Raw genomic sequence first — 13,472 nt, forward strand, 5'->3', positions numbered from 1 at the left:
TATTAATCCTCCACCTTAACCATGTAGTAGACCTTGTTGATCATACCGCGAACAGAAGGAGTATCTTCTAATTCAACAGTGTGGCCAATGCGACGCAAACCAAGACCCGTTAGGGTTGCACGGTGCTTCGGTAAACGACCGATACCGCTTTTAGTTTGAGTAACTTTTACAGTTTTAGTTGCCATGGTGCATTACCCCCGAATTTCGTCAACATTCAGGCCACGCTTAGCTGCGATTTGCGAAGGTGACTTCATGTGCACCAAAGCATCGACAGTCGCGCGAACGATGTTGATCGGGTTAGTAGAACCGTATGCTTTTGACAGAACGTTATGAACGCCTGCTACTTCCAATACGGCACGCATTGCGCCACCGGCAATAATACCAGTACCTTGTGATGCAGGTTGCATGTACACAAGAGAACCAGTATGACGACCTTTAACTGGGTGATGCAGAGTACCTGCATTCAACTCAACGGTCACAATGTTACGACGAGCTTTTTCCATAGCTTTTTGAATCGCTGCTGGAACTTCACGTGCCTTGCCATAGCCGTAGCCAATCTTACCGTTACCATCACCCACTACTGTCAGTGCTGTGAAGCTAAAGATACGACCGCCCTTAACTACTTTAGAAACACGATTAACTGCAATCAATTTCTCTTGCAGATCGTCTTTTTGCTGAGCTTCTAATTTAGCCATTTTATAACCCCTTAGAACTTCAGGCCAGCTTCACGAGCTGCATCTGCTAAAGCAGCTACACGACCGTGATACTTGAAACCAGAACGATCGAACGCAACTGAAGTTACGCCTTTTTCGATCGCGCGCTCAGCAACAAATTTACCTACTGCTTTCGCTGCGTCTACGTTACCGGTACTCTTCAGTAGCTCTTTAACCGCTTTTTCTACGGTTGAAGCAGCTGCCAACACCTGAGCTTCAGGATTGATCACCTGAGCATAAATGTGACGCGGTGTACGATGTACAACCAGACGGTTCACGCCCAGCTCTTGGATCTTCTTACGAGCGCGAGTAGCGCGACGTAAGCGAGATGTTTTCTTATCCATATCGCGTTACCTACTTCTTCTTAGCCTCTTTACGGCGTACTACTTCGTCGTCATAGCGAACACCCTTGCCTTTGTATGGCTCTGGTGGACGGTATCCGCGAATCTCAGCAGCGACTTGGCCAATTAACTGTTTATCAACGCCACGTAGGACGATATCAGTTTGGCTAGGACACTCTGCAGTAACGCCTGCGGGCAGTTTGTGTACTAACGGATGAGAGAAACCTAAAGTCAGGTCAATATCAGAACCGACGAGTTTCGCACGGTAACCAACGCCAACTAACTTTAACTTACGCTCAAAACCTTGAGATACACCAACAACCATGTTGTTTACTAATGCACGAGTTGTACCAGCCTGTGCCCAAGCGTTAACAACGCCTTCAACAGGGAGGAACTTAACTACGCCAGCTTCAATAACAACATTGACCGCATTGTTGATCACTCGAGTCAGACTACCTTTTCCGCCTTTGACGGTAAGAGTCTGTTCGTTCAAGGTCACCTCTACGCCAGCTGGAATAGATACTGGTGCTTTTGCTACACGAGACATTCCTAGCTCCTTAAGCTACGTAGCAGATAACCTCGCCACCCATGCCTGCAAGGCGGGCGGCACGATCAGTCATCAAGCCTTTAGAAGTGGACACAATTGCGACACCCAGACCGCCCATCACCTTTGGAAGTTCGTTTTTACCTTTGTAAATACGAAGACCAGGGCGACTTACACGCTGGATAGTCTCAACGACTGGTTGGCCTTGGAAATACTTTAAAGTAACTTCCAGTTCAGGCTTGGCTTCATCTGCTACGGCGTAATCAGCGATGTAACCTTCTTCTTTAAGCAGTTTCGCAATAGCGACTTTCAACTTAGCAGAAGGCATCTTCACCGATACGTGGTTAGCAGCTTGGCCGTTACGAATACGGGTTAACATATCCGCAATAGGATCTTGCATGCTCATATTAGCTTACTCCGTGACAAGTGCTTACCAGCTGGCCTTACGCAGGCCAGGAACTTCACCACGCATGGTTGCTTCACGTAATTTGATACGGCTTAAGCCGAATTTACGTAAGAAGCCATGAGGGCGACCAGTTTGATTACAACGATTGCGTTGACGCGCAGCGCTGGAATCACGTGGTAGAGCTTGCAACTTAAGTACTGCATCCCAACGGTCTTCGTCAGAAGAAGCTGGACTTGCAATGATAGTCTTAAGAGCCGCACGCTTTTCAGCGTACTTGGCCACGAGCTGTGCACGTTTAACTTCACGTGCTTTCATTGATGTTTTTGCCATTACGCTACCCTTATTTCTTGAATGGGAAGTTAAAAGCGTCTAACAAAGCACGACCTTCTTCATCATTCTTCGCAGTAGTAGTGATAACAATATCCATACCACGAATCTTATCGATTTTATCGTAATCGATTTCTGGGAAGATGATCTGCTCACGCACGCCCATTGCGTAGTTACCACGGCCGTCAAACGCTTTAGCGCTTAAGCCACGGAAGTCACGAATACGTGGGATTGCGATATCGACTAAACGCTCTAAGAATTCCCACATACGCTCACCGCGTAGGGTCACTTTACAGCCAATAGGGTAGCCTTCACGGATTTTAAAACCAGCAACTGACTTACGAGCAACAGTCACTACTGGCTTTTGACCAGCGATTGCAGTCATATCACGGACAGCATGGTCCATGATTTTCTTGTCTGCAACAGCTTCGCCAACACCCATGTTCAGGGTGATTTTCTCAATCCGAGGGACTTGCATGACACTGGTATAACCGAACTTTTTAGCAAGTTCAGCGACAACAGTCTCTTGGTATTTATCATGCAGTTTCGCCATCGTTTACTCCAATTACTTAACGAGTTCACTGTTCGATTTGAAGAAACGAACTTTTTTGCCGTCTTCAAAGCGGAAACCAACGCGATCAGCTTTGCCAGTGGCAGAGTTGAAAATCGCTACATTTGATGCTTGTATCGGTGCTTCTTTCTCAACAATACCGCCAGCTACGCCCAATTGTGGGTTTGGCTTTTGGTGTTTTTTGACAAGATTGATGCCTTCAACAATCAATTTACCAGTAGGAAGGACTTGAGAAACTTTTGCACGTTTACCCTTGTCTTTACCTGCTAATACAATCACTTCGTCTTCACGACGTATTTTAGCTGCCATTTTGAAGCTCCTTACAGTACTTCTGGTGCCAGCGAGACAATTTTCATAAATTGCTCATTACGCAATTCACGTGTCACTGGTCCAAAGATACGAGTACCAATCGGCTGCAGGTTGTTGTTCAAAAGAACAGCTGCATTCCGATCGAAGCGAATGACAGAACCGTCTGGACGACGTACGCCTTTCTTAGTACGGACTACCACCGCGTTATACACATCGCCTTTCTTCGCTTTAGCGCGAGGAATCGCTTCTTTAACAGAAACTTTGATGATGTCGCCGATACCGGCATAACGACGATGAGAGCCACCCAAGACCTTAATACACTGAACTCTGCGTGCGCCGCTGTTACAAGCAACGTCAAGAGTCGATTGCATTTGGATCATTTTAAGTGCTCCGCTATCGTTACTACACAATTCCCACTATGGGACAATAAAAACACTCATTTTTGCTATTAATTTAGTCAAAAATGGCGCGCAAATATAACACCATAAAAGTGGAATGTATAGTATTAAAAAACAAACGGCCCCACATTCTGGAGCCGTTTACCTAAATACCTAATTAACTTAGGCCTTTGATACTACTTCAACCAGGGTCCAAGACTTAGTCTTAGACAAAGGACGACATTCGCGAATCGCTACTAAATCGCCTTCATTGCACTGATTAGTTTCGTCATGTGCATGGATCTTAGTCGTACGCTTAATGTATTTCCCATAGATTGGGTGTTTCACTTGGCGTTCGATAGCTACAGTAATGGACTTGTCCATTTTGTTGCTAGTTACACGACCCTGCAAAGTACGGATTTTATCAGACATTATGCACCCGCCTTAGAAGTAATAATGGTCTTAACGCGCGCAATATTACGGCGCACTAATTTCAGTTGATTAGTCTGAGTCAACTGACCAGTGGCGTGTTGCATACGCAGGTTGAACTGCTCACGCAGCAGACCAAGTAGTTCAGCGTTCAGTTCTTCAACGCTCTTTTCTCTCAGTTCGCTCGCTTTCATTACATCACCGTCTTAGTTACGAAGGTAGTCTTAATTGGAAGCTTGGCAGCAGCTAAAGCAAACGCTTCACGAGCGATCACTTCAGAAACACCATTCATCTCATAAAGAACCTTACCAGGTTGAATCTGACATACCCAGTATTCAACGTTACCCTTACCTTTACCCATACGCACTTCGAGAGGCTTAGAGGTAATCGGTTTGTCCGGGAAAACTCGAATCCAAATTTGTCCCTGACGCTTAATGTGACGTGTCATGGCACGACGTGCAGATTCGATCTGACGCGCAGTTAAACGGCCACGGCCGACTGCTTTCAGACCAAAAGTACCAAAGCTAACTTCGGTACCGTTCGCCAGACCGCGGTTGCGGCCTTTGAACATCTTGCGAAACTTCATACGTTTAGGTTGCAGCATTGCCGGCTCTCCTATTTACCACGAGGCTTGCGCTTAGGTTGCTGCTGCTTCGGTTCTTCAATCTGTGGCAGCATTCCATCTAGAACTTCACCTTTGAAGATCCAAACTTTAACGCCAATCACACCGTATTGGGTGTGACTTTCAGATGTAGAATAGTCGATATCAGCACGCAAAGTATGTAAAGGTACACGACCTTCACGATACCACTCATCACGCGCAATCTCAGCTCCGCCTAAACGGCCACTAACTTGTACTTTGATACCTTGAGCACCAATACGCATTGCGTTTTGAACTGCGCGCTTCATAGCACGACGGAACATAACACGACGCTCTAATTGCTGTGCAATTGAATCAGCAACTAACTTGGCATCTAGCTCAGGTTTACGGATCTCAGCGATGTTAATTTGAGCAGGAGTGCCAGCAAGTTTTGACACTGCAGCACGCAATACTTCAACGTCTTCACCTTTCTTACCAATCACAACACCTGGACGGGCAGTGTGAATCGTAACGCGGATGCTTTTCGCTGGACGTTCGATAACAATCTTAGATACTGAAGCAGCTTGTAATTTCTCTACAAGAAACTTACGCACTTCCCAGTCGCTGTTCAGATTATTTGCGTAATCTGATTTATCTGCGTACCAGGTAGAGATCCAAGGCTTGGTGATACCCAGACGGATACCATTAGGATGTACTTTCTGTCCCATTGCTCTCTCCTAGCGATCTGATACAACCACAGTAATGTGGCTGGTACGCTTCATGATACGATCAGCGCGGCCTTTAGCACGTGGCATGATACGCTTCATAGTTGGGCCTTCATCTACGAAGACGGCTCCTACTTTAAGCTCATCAATATCCGCGCCTTCGTTGTGTTCGGCGTTTGCGATAGCTGAGTCAAGTACTTTTTTAACCAGTACGGCGGCTTTCTTGGGGCTGAAAGTCAAAATTTCGAGTGCCTTAGCAACAGGCAAACCACGAATTTGATCAGCAACCAGACGGGCCTTCTGCGCAGACGTACGGGCAAAACGATGTTTAGCTAAAACTTCCATCTTATTCCTCCCGTATTAACGCTTCTTCGCTTTCTTATCAGCGGCATGGCCACGATAAGTGCGAGTTGGTGAAAATTCACCAAGTTTGTGGCCGATCATTTCGTCAGTTACGAACACAGGAACGTGCTGACGACCATTATGGACAGCGATGGTCAAACCAATCATATTTGGAATGATCATAGAGCGACGTGACCAAGTCTTAATAGGCTTTTTGTCACCGGCTTCCATCGCTTTCTCTACCTTCTTCAGCAAGTGCAGGTCAATGAAGGGACCTTTCTTGAGAGAACGTGGCATGGCGAATCCTCTTACTATTTATTACGACGACGTACGATGTACTTGTCAGTGCGCTTGTTACTACGAGTTTTATAACCCTTAGTTGGCACACCCCATGGAGTCACTGGGTGACGACCACCAGAAGTACGGCCTTCACCACCACCGTGTGGATGGTCTACTGGGTTCATTGCAACACCGCGAACTGTAGGACGTATGCCTCTCCAGCGCTTAGCACCTGCTTTACCTAACTGGCGTAGCATGTGTTCGGCATTACCAACTTCACCAAATGTCGCGCGGCAATCAACTGGCACTTTACGCATTTCGCCTGAGCGAAGACGTAGAGTGGCATATGCGCCATCACGAGCAACAACTTGTACATAAGCCCCTGCAGAACGAGCGATCTGAGCACCTTTACCAGGCTTCATTTCAACAGCGTGAACTACAGAACCTACTGGGATGTTGCGCAGTGGCATAGCGTTACCGGTTTTGATCTCGGCAGCAACACCAGACTGGATCTTATCGCCAGCTTGCATGCCTTTGGCAGCAAGAATATAACGACGCTCACCATCCGCATACAATACTAACGCGATGTTAGCTGTACGGTTTGGATCGTATTCCAGACGCTCAATCTTTGCAGGGATACCATCTTTATCGCGTTTGAAGTCGATTAGACGATAATGCTGCTTATGACCACCACCTACGTGACGGACAGTGATACGGCCAGTATTGTTACGGCCACCACTTTTAGATTTTTTCGCCAACAGGCCAGCAAAGGGTTTACCCTTATGCAGGTCAGTGTTCACCACTTTAACTACGTGGCGACGACCTGGAGAGGTTGGCTTACACTTAATAACTGCCATGATAATTCTCCTTTGCTTACTCAGCGCCGCCGACGAAATCGATGTCAGCACCAGCAGCTAGAGTTACATAGGCTTTTTTCCAATCGCTACGACGACCAGTACGGCCACCAGTGCGTTTAGTTTTGCCTTTGCTTACTAAAGTGCGAACTGAATCAACTTCAACTTCAAATAGCTTAGCAACAGCAGCTTTAATTTCAGCTTTAGTTGCATCGATAGCTACGCGGAAAACAACAGTGTTGTGCTTCTCAGCGTTCACAGTGCTCTTTTCAGAGATGTGTGGAGCGAGAATAACTTTTAGCAAACGTTCTTCGCGGATCATCATGCTAGCATCTCCTCGATTTGCTTCACTGCGTCAGCAGTCACAAGCACAGTGTTGAACGCGATCAGACTAACTGGGTCAAGACCCGCTACGTCACGAACGTCAACTTTGTACAGGTTACGAGCTGCTAAGAATAAGTTCTCATCAACTTCTGCAGTCACAATCAGAACGTCTTCAAGGTTCATTGCTTTCAATTTAGCTTTCAGCTCTTTAGTTTTAGGAGCTTCAACACCGAAAGATTCAACAACAACCAGACGCTCTTGACGTACCAATTCAGACAGAATGCTTTTCAGCGCGCCGCGGTACATCTTTTTGTTAACTTTTTGGCTATGATCTTGGGTTTTAGCAGCGAATGTTACGCCACCGCCACGCCAGATTGGGCCTTTAACAGAACCAGCACGAGCACGGCCAGTTCCTTTTTGGCGCCAAGGCTTTTTGCCTGAGCCAGTTACTTCCGCACGAGTCTTTTGAGCACGAGTGCCCTGACGCGCGTTTGCAGCGTATGCTACAACTACCTGATGAACCAGTGCCTCGTTAAAGTCACGGCCGAAGGTAGTTTCGGAAACTTCAAGAGCGCTTTGCGCGTCTTTCAATACCAATTCCATTACTATCTCCTCAGACCTTAAGCTTTAACGGCAGGCTTGATAATCAAGTCGCCATTGGTAGCGCCAGGAACAGCGCCACGGACTAGTAGCAGGTTACGCTCAACATCTACACGAACTACAACTAGATTTTGAGTAGTAACACGCTCGGCACCCATATGGCCTGACATTTTTTTGCCTTTGAATACGCGACCAGGCGTTTGGTTCTGACCGATAGAACCATTCGAGCGGTGCGACAAAGAGTTACCGTGAGTCATATCTTGAGTACGGAAGTTCCAACGCTTAACACCGCCTTGGAAGCCTTTACCTTTTGATTGACCAGTAACATCTACTTTCGCTACGTCTGCGAAAATATCAACATTTAGCTCAGCACCAACTTCAATGCCCTCGCCTTCACCGTCTACCAAACGCATTTCCCACAAACCACGACCGGCTTCAACACCGCTCTTGGCAAAGTGACCTGCTTCTGGTTTAGTGATGCGATTGGCTTTTTTGGTGCCAGTTGTAACTTGAAGTGCACGGTAGCCGTCAGTTTCTAAAGTTTTCACTTGAGTAACACGGTTGCCTGCAACTTCAATTACAGTAACTGGTATTGAAACACCATCTTCAGTGAAGATGCGAGTCATACCAACTTTACGACCAATAAGACCGATAGCCATCTCTCAAACCTCTTCTTACTAGGATCTCAATTAACCCAAGCTAATCTGTACGTCGACACCAGCCGCAAGATCTAAACGCATTAACGCGTCAACAGTCTTTTCAGTTGGCTCTACGATGTCAACCAGGCGCTTGTGTGTACGTAATTCGTACTGGTCACGAGCATCTTTATTAACGTGCGGAGAGATCAAAATGGTATAACGCTCTTTGCGAGTAGGTAGTGGAATTGGACCACGAACCTGCGCACCTGTACGCTTAGCAGTTTCAACGATTTCCGCTGTAGACTGATCAATTAAGCGATGATCAAATCCCTTTAAGCGGATACGGATTCTTTGGTTCTGCATTGACCAGAGCTCCTAAAATGGACATATAAAAAATCACCCTCTAGCTTCTTCTATATAGAAAAGCAGAGCGAGATGATTTAACCGTTCGACTCCCAATCGGAGCCGCTATGATAATGATTAACTTCAGCGACTAATCATTTAATTCGCCAACCTAAGTCGACGAGGGGGCCATTATACCTATCTAAATCCGGATATCAAGCCCGCTGTGTAAATAGTCATCAAATAACTATTCAACTTCAGAGTGGCGAGCATTTTACACAAATCTGTAGATAAAACTAGCCCTAAAACAAAAAAGGAAGCCGAAGCTTCCTTTTCAAACTAATCTCTGTCGCGATTAAGCGATGATTTTAGCTACTACACCAGCACCAACTGTACGACCACCTTCACGGATTGCGAAGCGTAAACCTTCGTCCATCGCGATTGGGCAAATCAGAGTCACTACCATTTTGATGTTGTCGCCAGGCATTACCATCTCTACGCCTTCTGGCAGTTCGATAGTACCGGTTACGTCAGTTGTACGGAAGTAGAACTGTGGACGGTAACCTTTGAAGAATGGAGTGTGACGTCCACCTTCTTCTTTTGACAGAACATAAACTTCTGATTCAAAAGTGGTGTGTGGGTTGATTGAACCTGGTTTAGCCAATACTTGACCACGTTCTACGTCATCACGCTTAGTACCACGTAATAACACACCACAGTTCTCGCCTGCACGACCTTCGTCAAGCAGTTTACGGAACATTTCTACGCCAGTACACGTTGTTTTAGTCGTAGTGCGAACACCAACGATTTCAACTTCGTCACCCACTTTAACAATACCACGCTCAACACGACCAGTTACTACTGTACCACGGCCAGAGATTGAGAATACGTCTTCGATTGGCAGTAGGAACGGCTTGTCGATGTCACGTTGTGGTTCTGGAATGTAAGAATCCAGAGCTTCAGCAAGTTCGATAATCTTAGCTTCCCACTCTGGTTGACCTTCTAGGGCCTTCAGAGCTGAACCTTGGATTACTGGTAAGTCATCACCTGGGAAATCGTATTCTGACAGAAGTTCACGCACTTCCATTTCTACTAATTCCAGTAATTCTTCGTCATCTACCATGTCACATTTGTTCATGAACACGATGATGAAAGGTACGCCAACCTGACGAGAAAGCAGGATGTGCTCACGAGTCTGTGGCATTGGACCGTCTGTTGAAGCTACTACTAAAATCGCGCCGTCCATCTGTGCAGCACCAGTGATCATGTTTTTAACATAGTCAGCATGGCCTGGGCAGTCTACGTGTGCGTAGTGACGTGAAGGCGTGTCATATTCGATGTGAGAGGTATTGATGGTAATACCGCGCTCACGCTCTTCTGGAGCGTTATCGATTTGAGAGAAGTCTTTAGCTTCGCCACCGTAGGTCTTAGCCAGTACGTGAGAGATAGCTGCAGTCAGTGTGGTTTTACCATGGTCAACGTGACCAATGGTGCCCACGTTTACGTGAGGCTTAATACGTTCAAATTTAGCTTTTGCCACGATATATTCCTTTCTTTTCAGAATAGTCCAGTCAGTGCTGGACCATAATAACATTTATGTCGTAACTGGATATTAGCTACGAGATTCAATAATCGCTTTTGCAATGTTTTGCGGTGCATCAGAGTACTTCAAGAACTCCATAGAGTATGAAGCGCGTCCCTGAGTAGCAGAGCGCAAATCAGTTGCGTAACCAAACATTTCAGAAAGAGGCACTACAGCATGGACTATTTTGATGCCACCAAAGCCATCATCCATCCCCTCAATCAAGCCACGACGACGGTTTAAATCACCAACGACGTCACCCATATAATTTTCAGGGGTAGTTACTTCAACTTTCATGCAAGGTTCGAGCAACGCAGGGTTTGCTTCAAGCGCACCCTTTTTGAAGCCCATAGAACCTGCAATTTTGAACGCCATTTCATTCGAGTCCACATCATGATATGAACCGTCGAATAGAGTGACCTTCACGTCCAACACAGGGAAGCCAGCGAGAACGCCATTCTTCATCTGTTCTTGGATACCTTTATCAACCGCAGGAATGAATTCACGAGGAATCACACCTCCCACAACTGCATTGACAAATTCGTAACCAGCGCCTTCTTCATTAGGCTCTAGTTTTAACCAAACGTGACCGAATTGTCCACGACCACCTGATTGGCGTACAAATTTACCTTCAGCTTCTACTGACGCTCGGATAGTTTCGCGGTACGCCACTTGTGGCTTACCTACGTTACATTCAACACCAAATTCGCGACGCATACGGTCAACGATGATGTCTAAGTGTAACTCACCCATACCCGAAATCAGAGTTTGTGATGATTCTTCGTCAGTTTCAACTCGGAATGATGGATCTTCCGCTGCAAGCTTTTGCAACGCGATACCCATTTTATCTTGGTCGGCTTTTGACTTAGGCTCAACGGCAATGGTAATTACTGGCTCTGGGAACTCCATACGTTCCAAGATCACTCTATGATCGTTATCACAAAGCGTGTCCCCCGTAGTCACCTCTTTTAGACCAATAGCCGCTGCGATATCACCGGCACGCACTTCTTTCAATTCAGTGCGATCGTTTGCATGCATTTGCACCATACGACCTACGCGTTCACGCTTCTGTTTAACAGAGTTGTAAACACCTGAACCTGATTCTAGTACGCCTGAGTACACGCGAATAAAGGTCAAAGTTCCTACGAATGGATCTGTAGCAATCTTAAATGCCAATGCAGCGAAAGGTGCATTGTCATCTGATGGGCGTTCTACTTCTTGCTCGTTCTCATCGATGCCCTTGATTGGAGGCACATCAATTGGCGCAGGCAAGAATTCAATAACCGCATCAAGTACCGCTTGAACGCCTTTGTTCTTGAATGCAGAACCACAAGTCGCTAAAACGATTTCATTATTTATAGTACGCTGACGTAACGCCTTTTTAATCTCGTCTTCTGATAGCGTGCCTTCTTCAAGGTACTTATCCATCAGTTCATCCGAAGATTCTGCTGCTACTTCAACTAGATACTCATGCATTTCAGCCGCTTTAGCCGCTAACTCTGCAGGGATCTCCTCATGAGTGAAAGTCATACCCTGGTCTGATTCATTCCAGTTAATAGCTTTCATCTTAATTAAGTCGATCACACCTTTGAAGTTTTCTTCTGCGCCAATATTCAATTGAATAGGCACACAAGTGGCTCCAAGACGAGTTCTAATTTGCTTCACTACACGTTCAAAGTCAGCACCTGCACGGTCCATTTTGTTGACAAATACTAAGCGTGGAACGCGGTATTTATCAGCTTGACGCCACACTGTTTCTGACTGTGGTTCAACACCAGATGAACCACAGAAAACGACAACAGCGCCGTCGAGGACACGCAGAGACCGTTCAACTTCAATAGTAAAGTCAACGTGACCAGGGGTATCGATGATATTGATGCGGTGTTCAGTGAATTGAGCATCCATACCACGCCAGAATGTGGTTACCGCAGCCGAGGTGATAGTGATACCACGCTCTTGCTCTTGAACCATCCAGTCTGTGGTAGCGGCGCCGTCATGCACCTCACCGATTTTATGAGACAAACCGGTATAGAACAGAACACGTTCTGTTGTGGTGGTTTTACCTGCGTCAACATGAGCACAAATACCGATATTACGATAACGCTCAATTGGGGTTGTACGAGCCACTATTATACCCTCTCCACCAAGACCTAGGTCTTGGCAATATCAACAACATGGTGTGGGCCTAAGCCCACACCATCATATTACCAACGGTAATGAGCAAAGGCTTTGTTAGCTTCAGCCATGCGATGCACGTCTTCACGCTTCTTAACAGCAGTACCTTTGTTTTCAGACGCATCCAGCATTTCACCTGCTAGACGTAAAGCCATAGATTTTTCACCACGCTTACGAGCAGCTTCAACTAACCAGCGCATCGCCAGTGCGTTACGACGCACAGGACGAACTTCACATGGTACCTGGTACGTAGAACCACCAACGCGACGAGATTTAACTTCGACTGATGGGCGAACGTTGTCCAGGGCTGCTTCAAGGATAACTAAATGGTTTTCGCTTTTCTTTTCAGCGACAACATCTAGTGCCTTGTAAATAATTTTTTCTGCAGTCGACTTTTTGCCGTCTTGCATAATGACGTTGATGAACTTAGCCAGCAACTCACTGTGAAACTTTGGATCTGGTAGGATTTTACGTTGTCCTACAACGCGACGTCTTGGCATAACAATTCTCCGTATGCTTCAGGGATTTCCAAAACTGGAATTCTCAAAATAAAACTAGCTTGGCCTTACTTAACGGATAAGTTAAGACTTAGGACGCTTAGCACCGTATTTAGAACGGCTTTGGCGACGTGAAGTCACGCCTGCACAGTCTAATGCGCCACGAATAGTGTGATAACGCACACCTGGTAAGTCTTTAACACGACCACCACGGATTAAGATCACGCTATGTTCCTGCAGGTTGTGGCCTTCACCGCCGATGTACGAAGTTACTTCGAAACCGTTAGTTAGACGCACACGAGCTACTTTACGTAGTGCAGAGTTTGGTTTTTTAGGGGTAGTTGTGTACACACGTGTACAAACACCACGTTTTTGCGGGCACGCATTCAACGCAGGCACATTAGTCTTGTCGACTTTTGGCGCGCGTGGCTTACGTACCAACTGGTTTACAGTTGCCATGTATAGCTCCGAGTCAGTTGAATCAAACTCAACGATAAGGTGTGAAAAATCTATATCC

Annotated in this window: 24 protein-coding genes; all 24 read right to left on the reverse strand. The window is 46.2% G+C overall.

From position 1 onward, the window contains the following. Positions 1-2: 2 nt before the first annotated feature. The 24 genes from rpmD to rpsL all read right to left on the reverse strand — a co-directional run bounded on the left by rpmD (position 3) and on the right by rpsL (position 13,414). On the reverse strand, positions 3-185 hold the full coding sequence (gene rpmD / locus AYJ58_RS01645) for a 50S ribosomal protein L30 (RefSeq protein ID WP_006083582.1): 183 nt from the start codon (positions 183-185) through the stop codon (positions 3-5). Positions 186-191: 6 nt separating this feature from the next. After that, positions 192-695, reverse strand: a complete 504-nt coding sequence (gene rpsE, locus AYJ58_RS01650; protein WP_006083583.1) for a 30S ribosomal protein S5 — start codon at positions 693-695, stop codon at positions 192-194. A gap of 11 nt (positions 696-706) precedes the next feature. Beyond that, positions 707-1,057, reverse strand: a complete 351-nt coding sequence (rplR, locus tag AYJ58_RS01655) for a 50S ribosomal protein L18 (protein ID WP_006083584.1) — start codon at positions 1,055-1,057, stop codon at positions 707-709. Between the two features lie 10 nt (positions 1,058-1,067). Next, positions 1,068-1,601, reverse strand: a complete 534-nt coding sequence (rplF, locus tag AYJ58_RS01660; protein ID WP_106648457.1) for a 50S ribosomal protein L6 — start codon at positions 1,599-1,601, stop codon at positions 1,068-1,070. Positions 1,602-1,611: 10 nt separating this feature from the next. After that, positions 1,612-2,004, reverse strand: a complete 393-nt coding sequence (rpsH, locus tag AYJ58_RS01665) for a 30S ribosomal protein S8 (RefSeq protein ID WP_106648458.1) — start codon at positions 2,002-2,004, stop codon at positions 1,612-1,614. Positions 2,005-2,028: 24 nt separating this feature from the next. Next, a complete protein-coding gene (gene rpsN / locus AYJ58_RS01670) occupies positions 2,029-2,334 on the reverse strand; it encodes a 30S ribosomal protein S14 (RefSeq protein ID WP_106648459.1) in 306 nt (101 codons plus the stop codon). A 10-nt stretch (positions 2,335-2,344) separates the two neighbouring features. Beyond that, positions 2,345-2,884, reverse strand: a complete 540-nt coding sequence (gene rplE, locus AYJ58_RS01675) for a 50S ribosomal protein L5 (RefSeq protein ID WP_006083588.1) — start codon at positions 2,882-2,884, stop codon at positions 2,345-2,347. A gap of 12 nt (positions 2,885-2,896) precedes the next feature. Then, positions 2,897-3,211 (reverse strand): 50S ribosomal protein L24, encoded by a 315-nt coding sequence (rplX, locus tag AYJ58_RS01680; RefSeq protein WP_006083589.1) that lies wholly within the window; start codon positions 3,209-3,211, stop codon positions 2,897-2,899. Positions 3,212-3,222: 11 nt separating this feature from the next. Beyond that, positions 3,223-3,591, reverse strand: coding sequence for a 50S ribosomal protein L14 (gene rplN, locus AYJ58_RS01685; protein WP_006083590.1), 369 nt, complete (start codon positions 3,589-3,591; stop codon positions 3,223-3,225). A 180-nt stretch (positions 3,592-3,771) separates the two neighbouring features. Then, entirely contained in the window at positions 3,772-4,020 is a 249-nt protein-coding gene (rpsQ, locus tag AYJ58_RS01690; RefSeq protein ID WP_006083591.1) for a 30S ribosomal protein S17, read from the reverse strand. Beyond that, complete coding sequence (gene rpmC / locus AYJ58_RS01695) at positions 4,020-4,211, reverse strand: 50S ribosomal protein L29 (RefSeq protein WP_006083592.1); 192 nt, start codon at positions 4,209-4,211, stop codon at positions 4,020-4,022. The genes rpsQ and rpmC overlap by 1 nt, the downstream gene beginning before the upstream one ends. Further along, positions 4,211-4,621 (reverse strand): 50S ribosomal protein L16, encoded by a 411-nt coding sequence (gene rplP, locus AYJ58_RS01700; RefSeq protein WP_006083593.1) that lies wholly within the window; start codon positions 4,619-4,621, stop codon positions 4,211-4,213. The genes rpmC and rplP overlap by 1 nt, the downstream gene beginning before the upstream one ends. 11 nt (positions 4,622-4,632) lie before the next feature. Next, positions 4,633-5,325 (reverse strand): 30S ribosomal protein S3, encoded by a 693-nt coding sequence (rpsC, locus tag AYJ58_RS01705; protein ID WP_011787574.1) that lies wholly within the window; start codon positions 5,323-5,325, stop codon positions 4,633-4,635. A 9-nt stretch (positions 5,326-5,334) separates the two neighbouring features. Beyond that, positions 5,335-5,667, reverse strand: coding sequence for a 50S ribosomal protein L22 (rplV, locus tag AYJ58_RS01710; RefSeq protein WP_006083595.1), 333 nt, complete (start codon positions 5,665-5,667; stop codon positions 5,335-5,337). A gap of 15 nt (positions 5,668-5,682) precedes the next feature. Beyond that, positions 5,683-5,961, reverse strand: a complete 279-nt coding sequence (rpsS, locus tag AYJ58_RS01715; protein WP_006083596.1) for a 30S ribosomal protein S19 — start codon at positions 5,959-5,961, stop codon at positions 5,683-5,685. Between the two features lie 14 nt (positions 5,962-5,975). Continuing rightward, positions 5,976-6,800 carry a 50S ribosomal protein L2 gene (gene rplB, locus AYJ58_RS01720; protein WP_006083597.1) on the reverse strand — a complete coding sequence of 275 codons (825 nt, stop codon included), beginning with the start codon at positions 6,798-6,800 and terminating at the stop codon, positions 5,976-5,978. Between the two features lie 16 nt (positions 6,801-6,816). Continuing rightward, complete coding sequence (gene rplW / locus AYJ58_RS01725) at positions 6,817-7,119, reverse strand: 50S ribosomal protein L23 (protein ID WP_025008843.1); 303 nt, start codon at positions 7,117-7,119, stop codon at positions 6,817-6,819. Then, on the reverse strand, positions 7,119-7,724 hold the full coding sequence (rplD, locus tag AYJ58_RS01730) for a 50S ribosomal protein L4 (protein WP_006083599.1): 606 nt from the start codon (positions 7,722-7,724) through the stop codon (positions 7,119-7,121). Before rplD ends, rplW begins: the two co-directional genes overlap by 1 nt. Positions 7,725-7,741: 17 nt before the next feature. Further along, complete coding sequence (gene rplC, locus AYJ58_RS01735) at positions 7,742-8,380, reverse strand: 50S ribosomal protein L3 (protein ID WP_006083600.1); 639 nt, start codon at positions 8,378-8,380, stop codon at positions 7,742-7,744. A gap of 30 nt (positions 8,381-8,410) precedes the next feature. Further along, positions 8,411-8,722: a 30S ribosomal protein S10 gene (gene rpsJ / locus AYJ58_RS01740; RefSeq protein WP_006083601.1), complete on the reverse strand. Its 312-nt coding sequence runs from the start codon at positions 8,720-8,722 to the stop codon at positions 8,411-8,413. Between the two features lie 334 nt (positions 8,723-9,056). Then, on the reverse strand, positions 9,057-10,241 hold the full coding sequence (tuf, locus tag AYJ58_RS01745; RefSeq protein ID WP_106648460.1) for an elongation factor Tu: 1,185 nt from the start codon (positions 10,239-10,241) through the stop codon (positions 9,057-9,059). A 72-nt stretch (positions 10,242-10,313) separates the two neighbouring features. Continuing rightward, on the reverse strand, positions 10,314-12,410 hold the full coding sequence (gene fusA / locus AYJ58_RS01750; protein ID WP_106648461.1) for an elongation factor G: 2,097 nt from the start codon (positions 12,408-12,410) through the stop codon (positions 10,314-10,316). 77 nt (positions 12,411-12,487) lie between these two features. Further along, a complete protein-coding gene (rpsG, locus tag AYJ58_RS01755; protein ID WP_011787570.1) occupies positions 12,488-12,958 on the reverse strand; it encodes a 30S ribosomal protein S7 in 471 nt (156 codons plus the stop codon). Positions 12,959-13,039: 81 nt separating this feature from the next. After that, positions 13,040-13,414, reverse strand: a complete 375-nt coding sequence (gene rpsL, locus AYJ58_RS01760; RefSeq protein ID WP_006083605.1) for a 30S ribosomal protein S12 — start codon at positions 13,412-13,414, stop codon at positions 13,040-13,042. Positions 13,415-13,472 lie beyond the last annotated feature (58 nt).

It is taken from the genome of Shewanella sp. Pdp11, assembly GCF_002838165.1.
Classification (GTDB): Bacteria; Pseudomonadota; Gammaproteobacteria; order Enterobacterales; family Shewanellaceae; genus Shewanella; species Shewanella hafniensis.

What these genes read in the sequence shown, in the direction of transcription:
- rpmD (WP_006083582.1), bottom strand. Translation starts at nt 185, where the DNA reads ATGGCAACTAAAACTGTAAAAGTTACTCAAACTAAAAGCGGTATCGGT.
- rpsE (WP_006083583.1), bottom strand. Translation starts at nt 695, where the DNA reads ATGGCTAAATTAGAAGCTCAGCAAAAAGACGATCTGCAAGAGAAATTG.
- rplR (WP_006083584.1), bottom strand. Translation starts at nt 1,057, where the DNA reads ATGGATAAGAAAACATCTCGCTTACGTCGCGCTACTCGCGCTCGTAAG.
- rplF (WP_106648457.1), bottom strand. Translation starts at nt 1,601, where the DNA reads ATGTCTCGTGTAGCAAAAGCACCAGTATCTATTCCAGCTGGCGTAGAG.
- rpsH (WP_106648458.1), bottom strand. Translation starts at nt 2,004, where the DNA reads ATGAGCATGCAAGATCCTATTGCGGATATGTTAACCCGTATTCGTAAC.
- rpsN (WP_106648459.1), bottom strand. Translation starts at nt 2,334, where the DNA reads ATGGCAAAAACATCAATGAAAGCACGTGAAGTTAAACGTGCACAGCTC.
- rplE (WP_006083588.1), bottom strand. Translation starts at nt 2,884, where the DNA reads ATGGCGAAACTGCATGATAAATACCAAGAGACTGTTGTCGCTGAACTT.
- rplX (WP_006083589.1), bottom strand. Translation starts at nt 3,211, where the DNA reads ATGGCAGCTAAAATACGTCGTGAAGACGAAGTGATTGTATTAGCAGGT.
- rplN (WP_006083590.1), bottom strand. Translation starts at nt 3,591, where the DNA reads ATGATCCAAATGCAATCGACTCTTGACGTTGCTTGTAACAGCGGCGCA.
- rpsQ (WP_006083591.1), bottom strand. Translation starts at nt 4,020, where the DNA reads ATGTCTGATAAAATCCGTACTTTGCAGGGTCGTGTAACTAGCAACAAA.
- rpmC (WP_006083592.1), bottom strand. Translation starts at nt 4,211, where the DNA reads ATGAAAGCGAGCGAACTGAGAGAAAAGAGCGTTGAAGAACTGAACGCT.
- rplP (WP_006083593.1), bottom strand. Translation starts at nt 4,621, where the DNA reads ATGCTGCAACCTAAACGTATGAAGTTTCGCAAGATGTTCAAAGGCCGC.
- rpsC (WP_011787574.1), bottom strand. Translation starts at nt 5,325, where the DNA reads ATGGGACAGAAAGTACATCCTAATGGTATCCGTCTGGGTATCACCAAG.
- rplV (WP_006083595.1), bottom strand. Translation starts at nt 5,667, where the DNA reads ATGGAAGTTTTAGCTAAACATCGTTTTGCCCGTACGTCTGCGCAGAAG.
- rpsS (WP_006083596.1), bottom strand. Translation starts at nt 5,961, where the DNA reads ATGCCACGTTCTCTCAAGAAAGGTCCCTTCATTGACCTGCACTTGCTG.
- rplB (WP_006083597.1), bottom strand. Translation starts at nt 6,800, where the DNA reads ATGGCAGTTATTAAGTGTAAGCCAACCTCTCCAGGTCGTCGCCACGTA.
- rplW (WP_025008843.1), bottom strand. Translation starts at nt 7,119, where the DNA reads ATGATCCGCGAAGAACGTTTGCTAAAAGTTATTCTCGCTCCACACATC.
- rplD (WP_006083599.1), bottom strand. Translation starts at nt 7,724, where the DNA reads ATGGAATTGGTATTGAAAGACGCGCAAAGCGCTCTTGAAGTTTCCGAA.
- rplC (WP_006083600.1), bottom strand. Translation starts at nt 8,380, where the DNA reads ATGGCTATCGGTCTTATTGGTCGTAAAGTTGGTATGACTCGCATCTTC.
- rpsJ (WP_006083601.1), bottom strand. Translation starts at nt 8,722, where the DNA reads ATGCAGAACCAAAGAATCCGTATCCGCTTAAAGGGATTTGATCATCGC.
- rpsG (WP_011787570.1), bottom strand. Translation starts at nt 12,958, where the DNA reads ATGCCAAGACGTCGCGTTGTAGGACAACGTAAAATCCTACCAGATCCA.
- rpsL (WP_006083605.1), bottom strand. Translation starts at nt 13,414, where the DNA reads ATGGCAACTGTAAACCAGTTGGTACGTAAGCCACGCGCGCCAAAAGTC.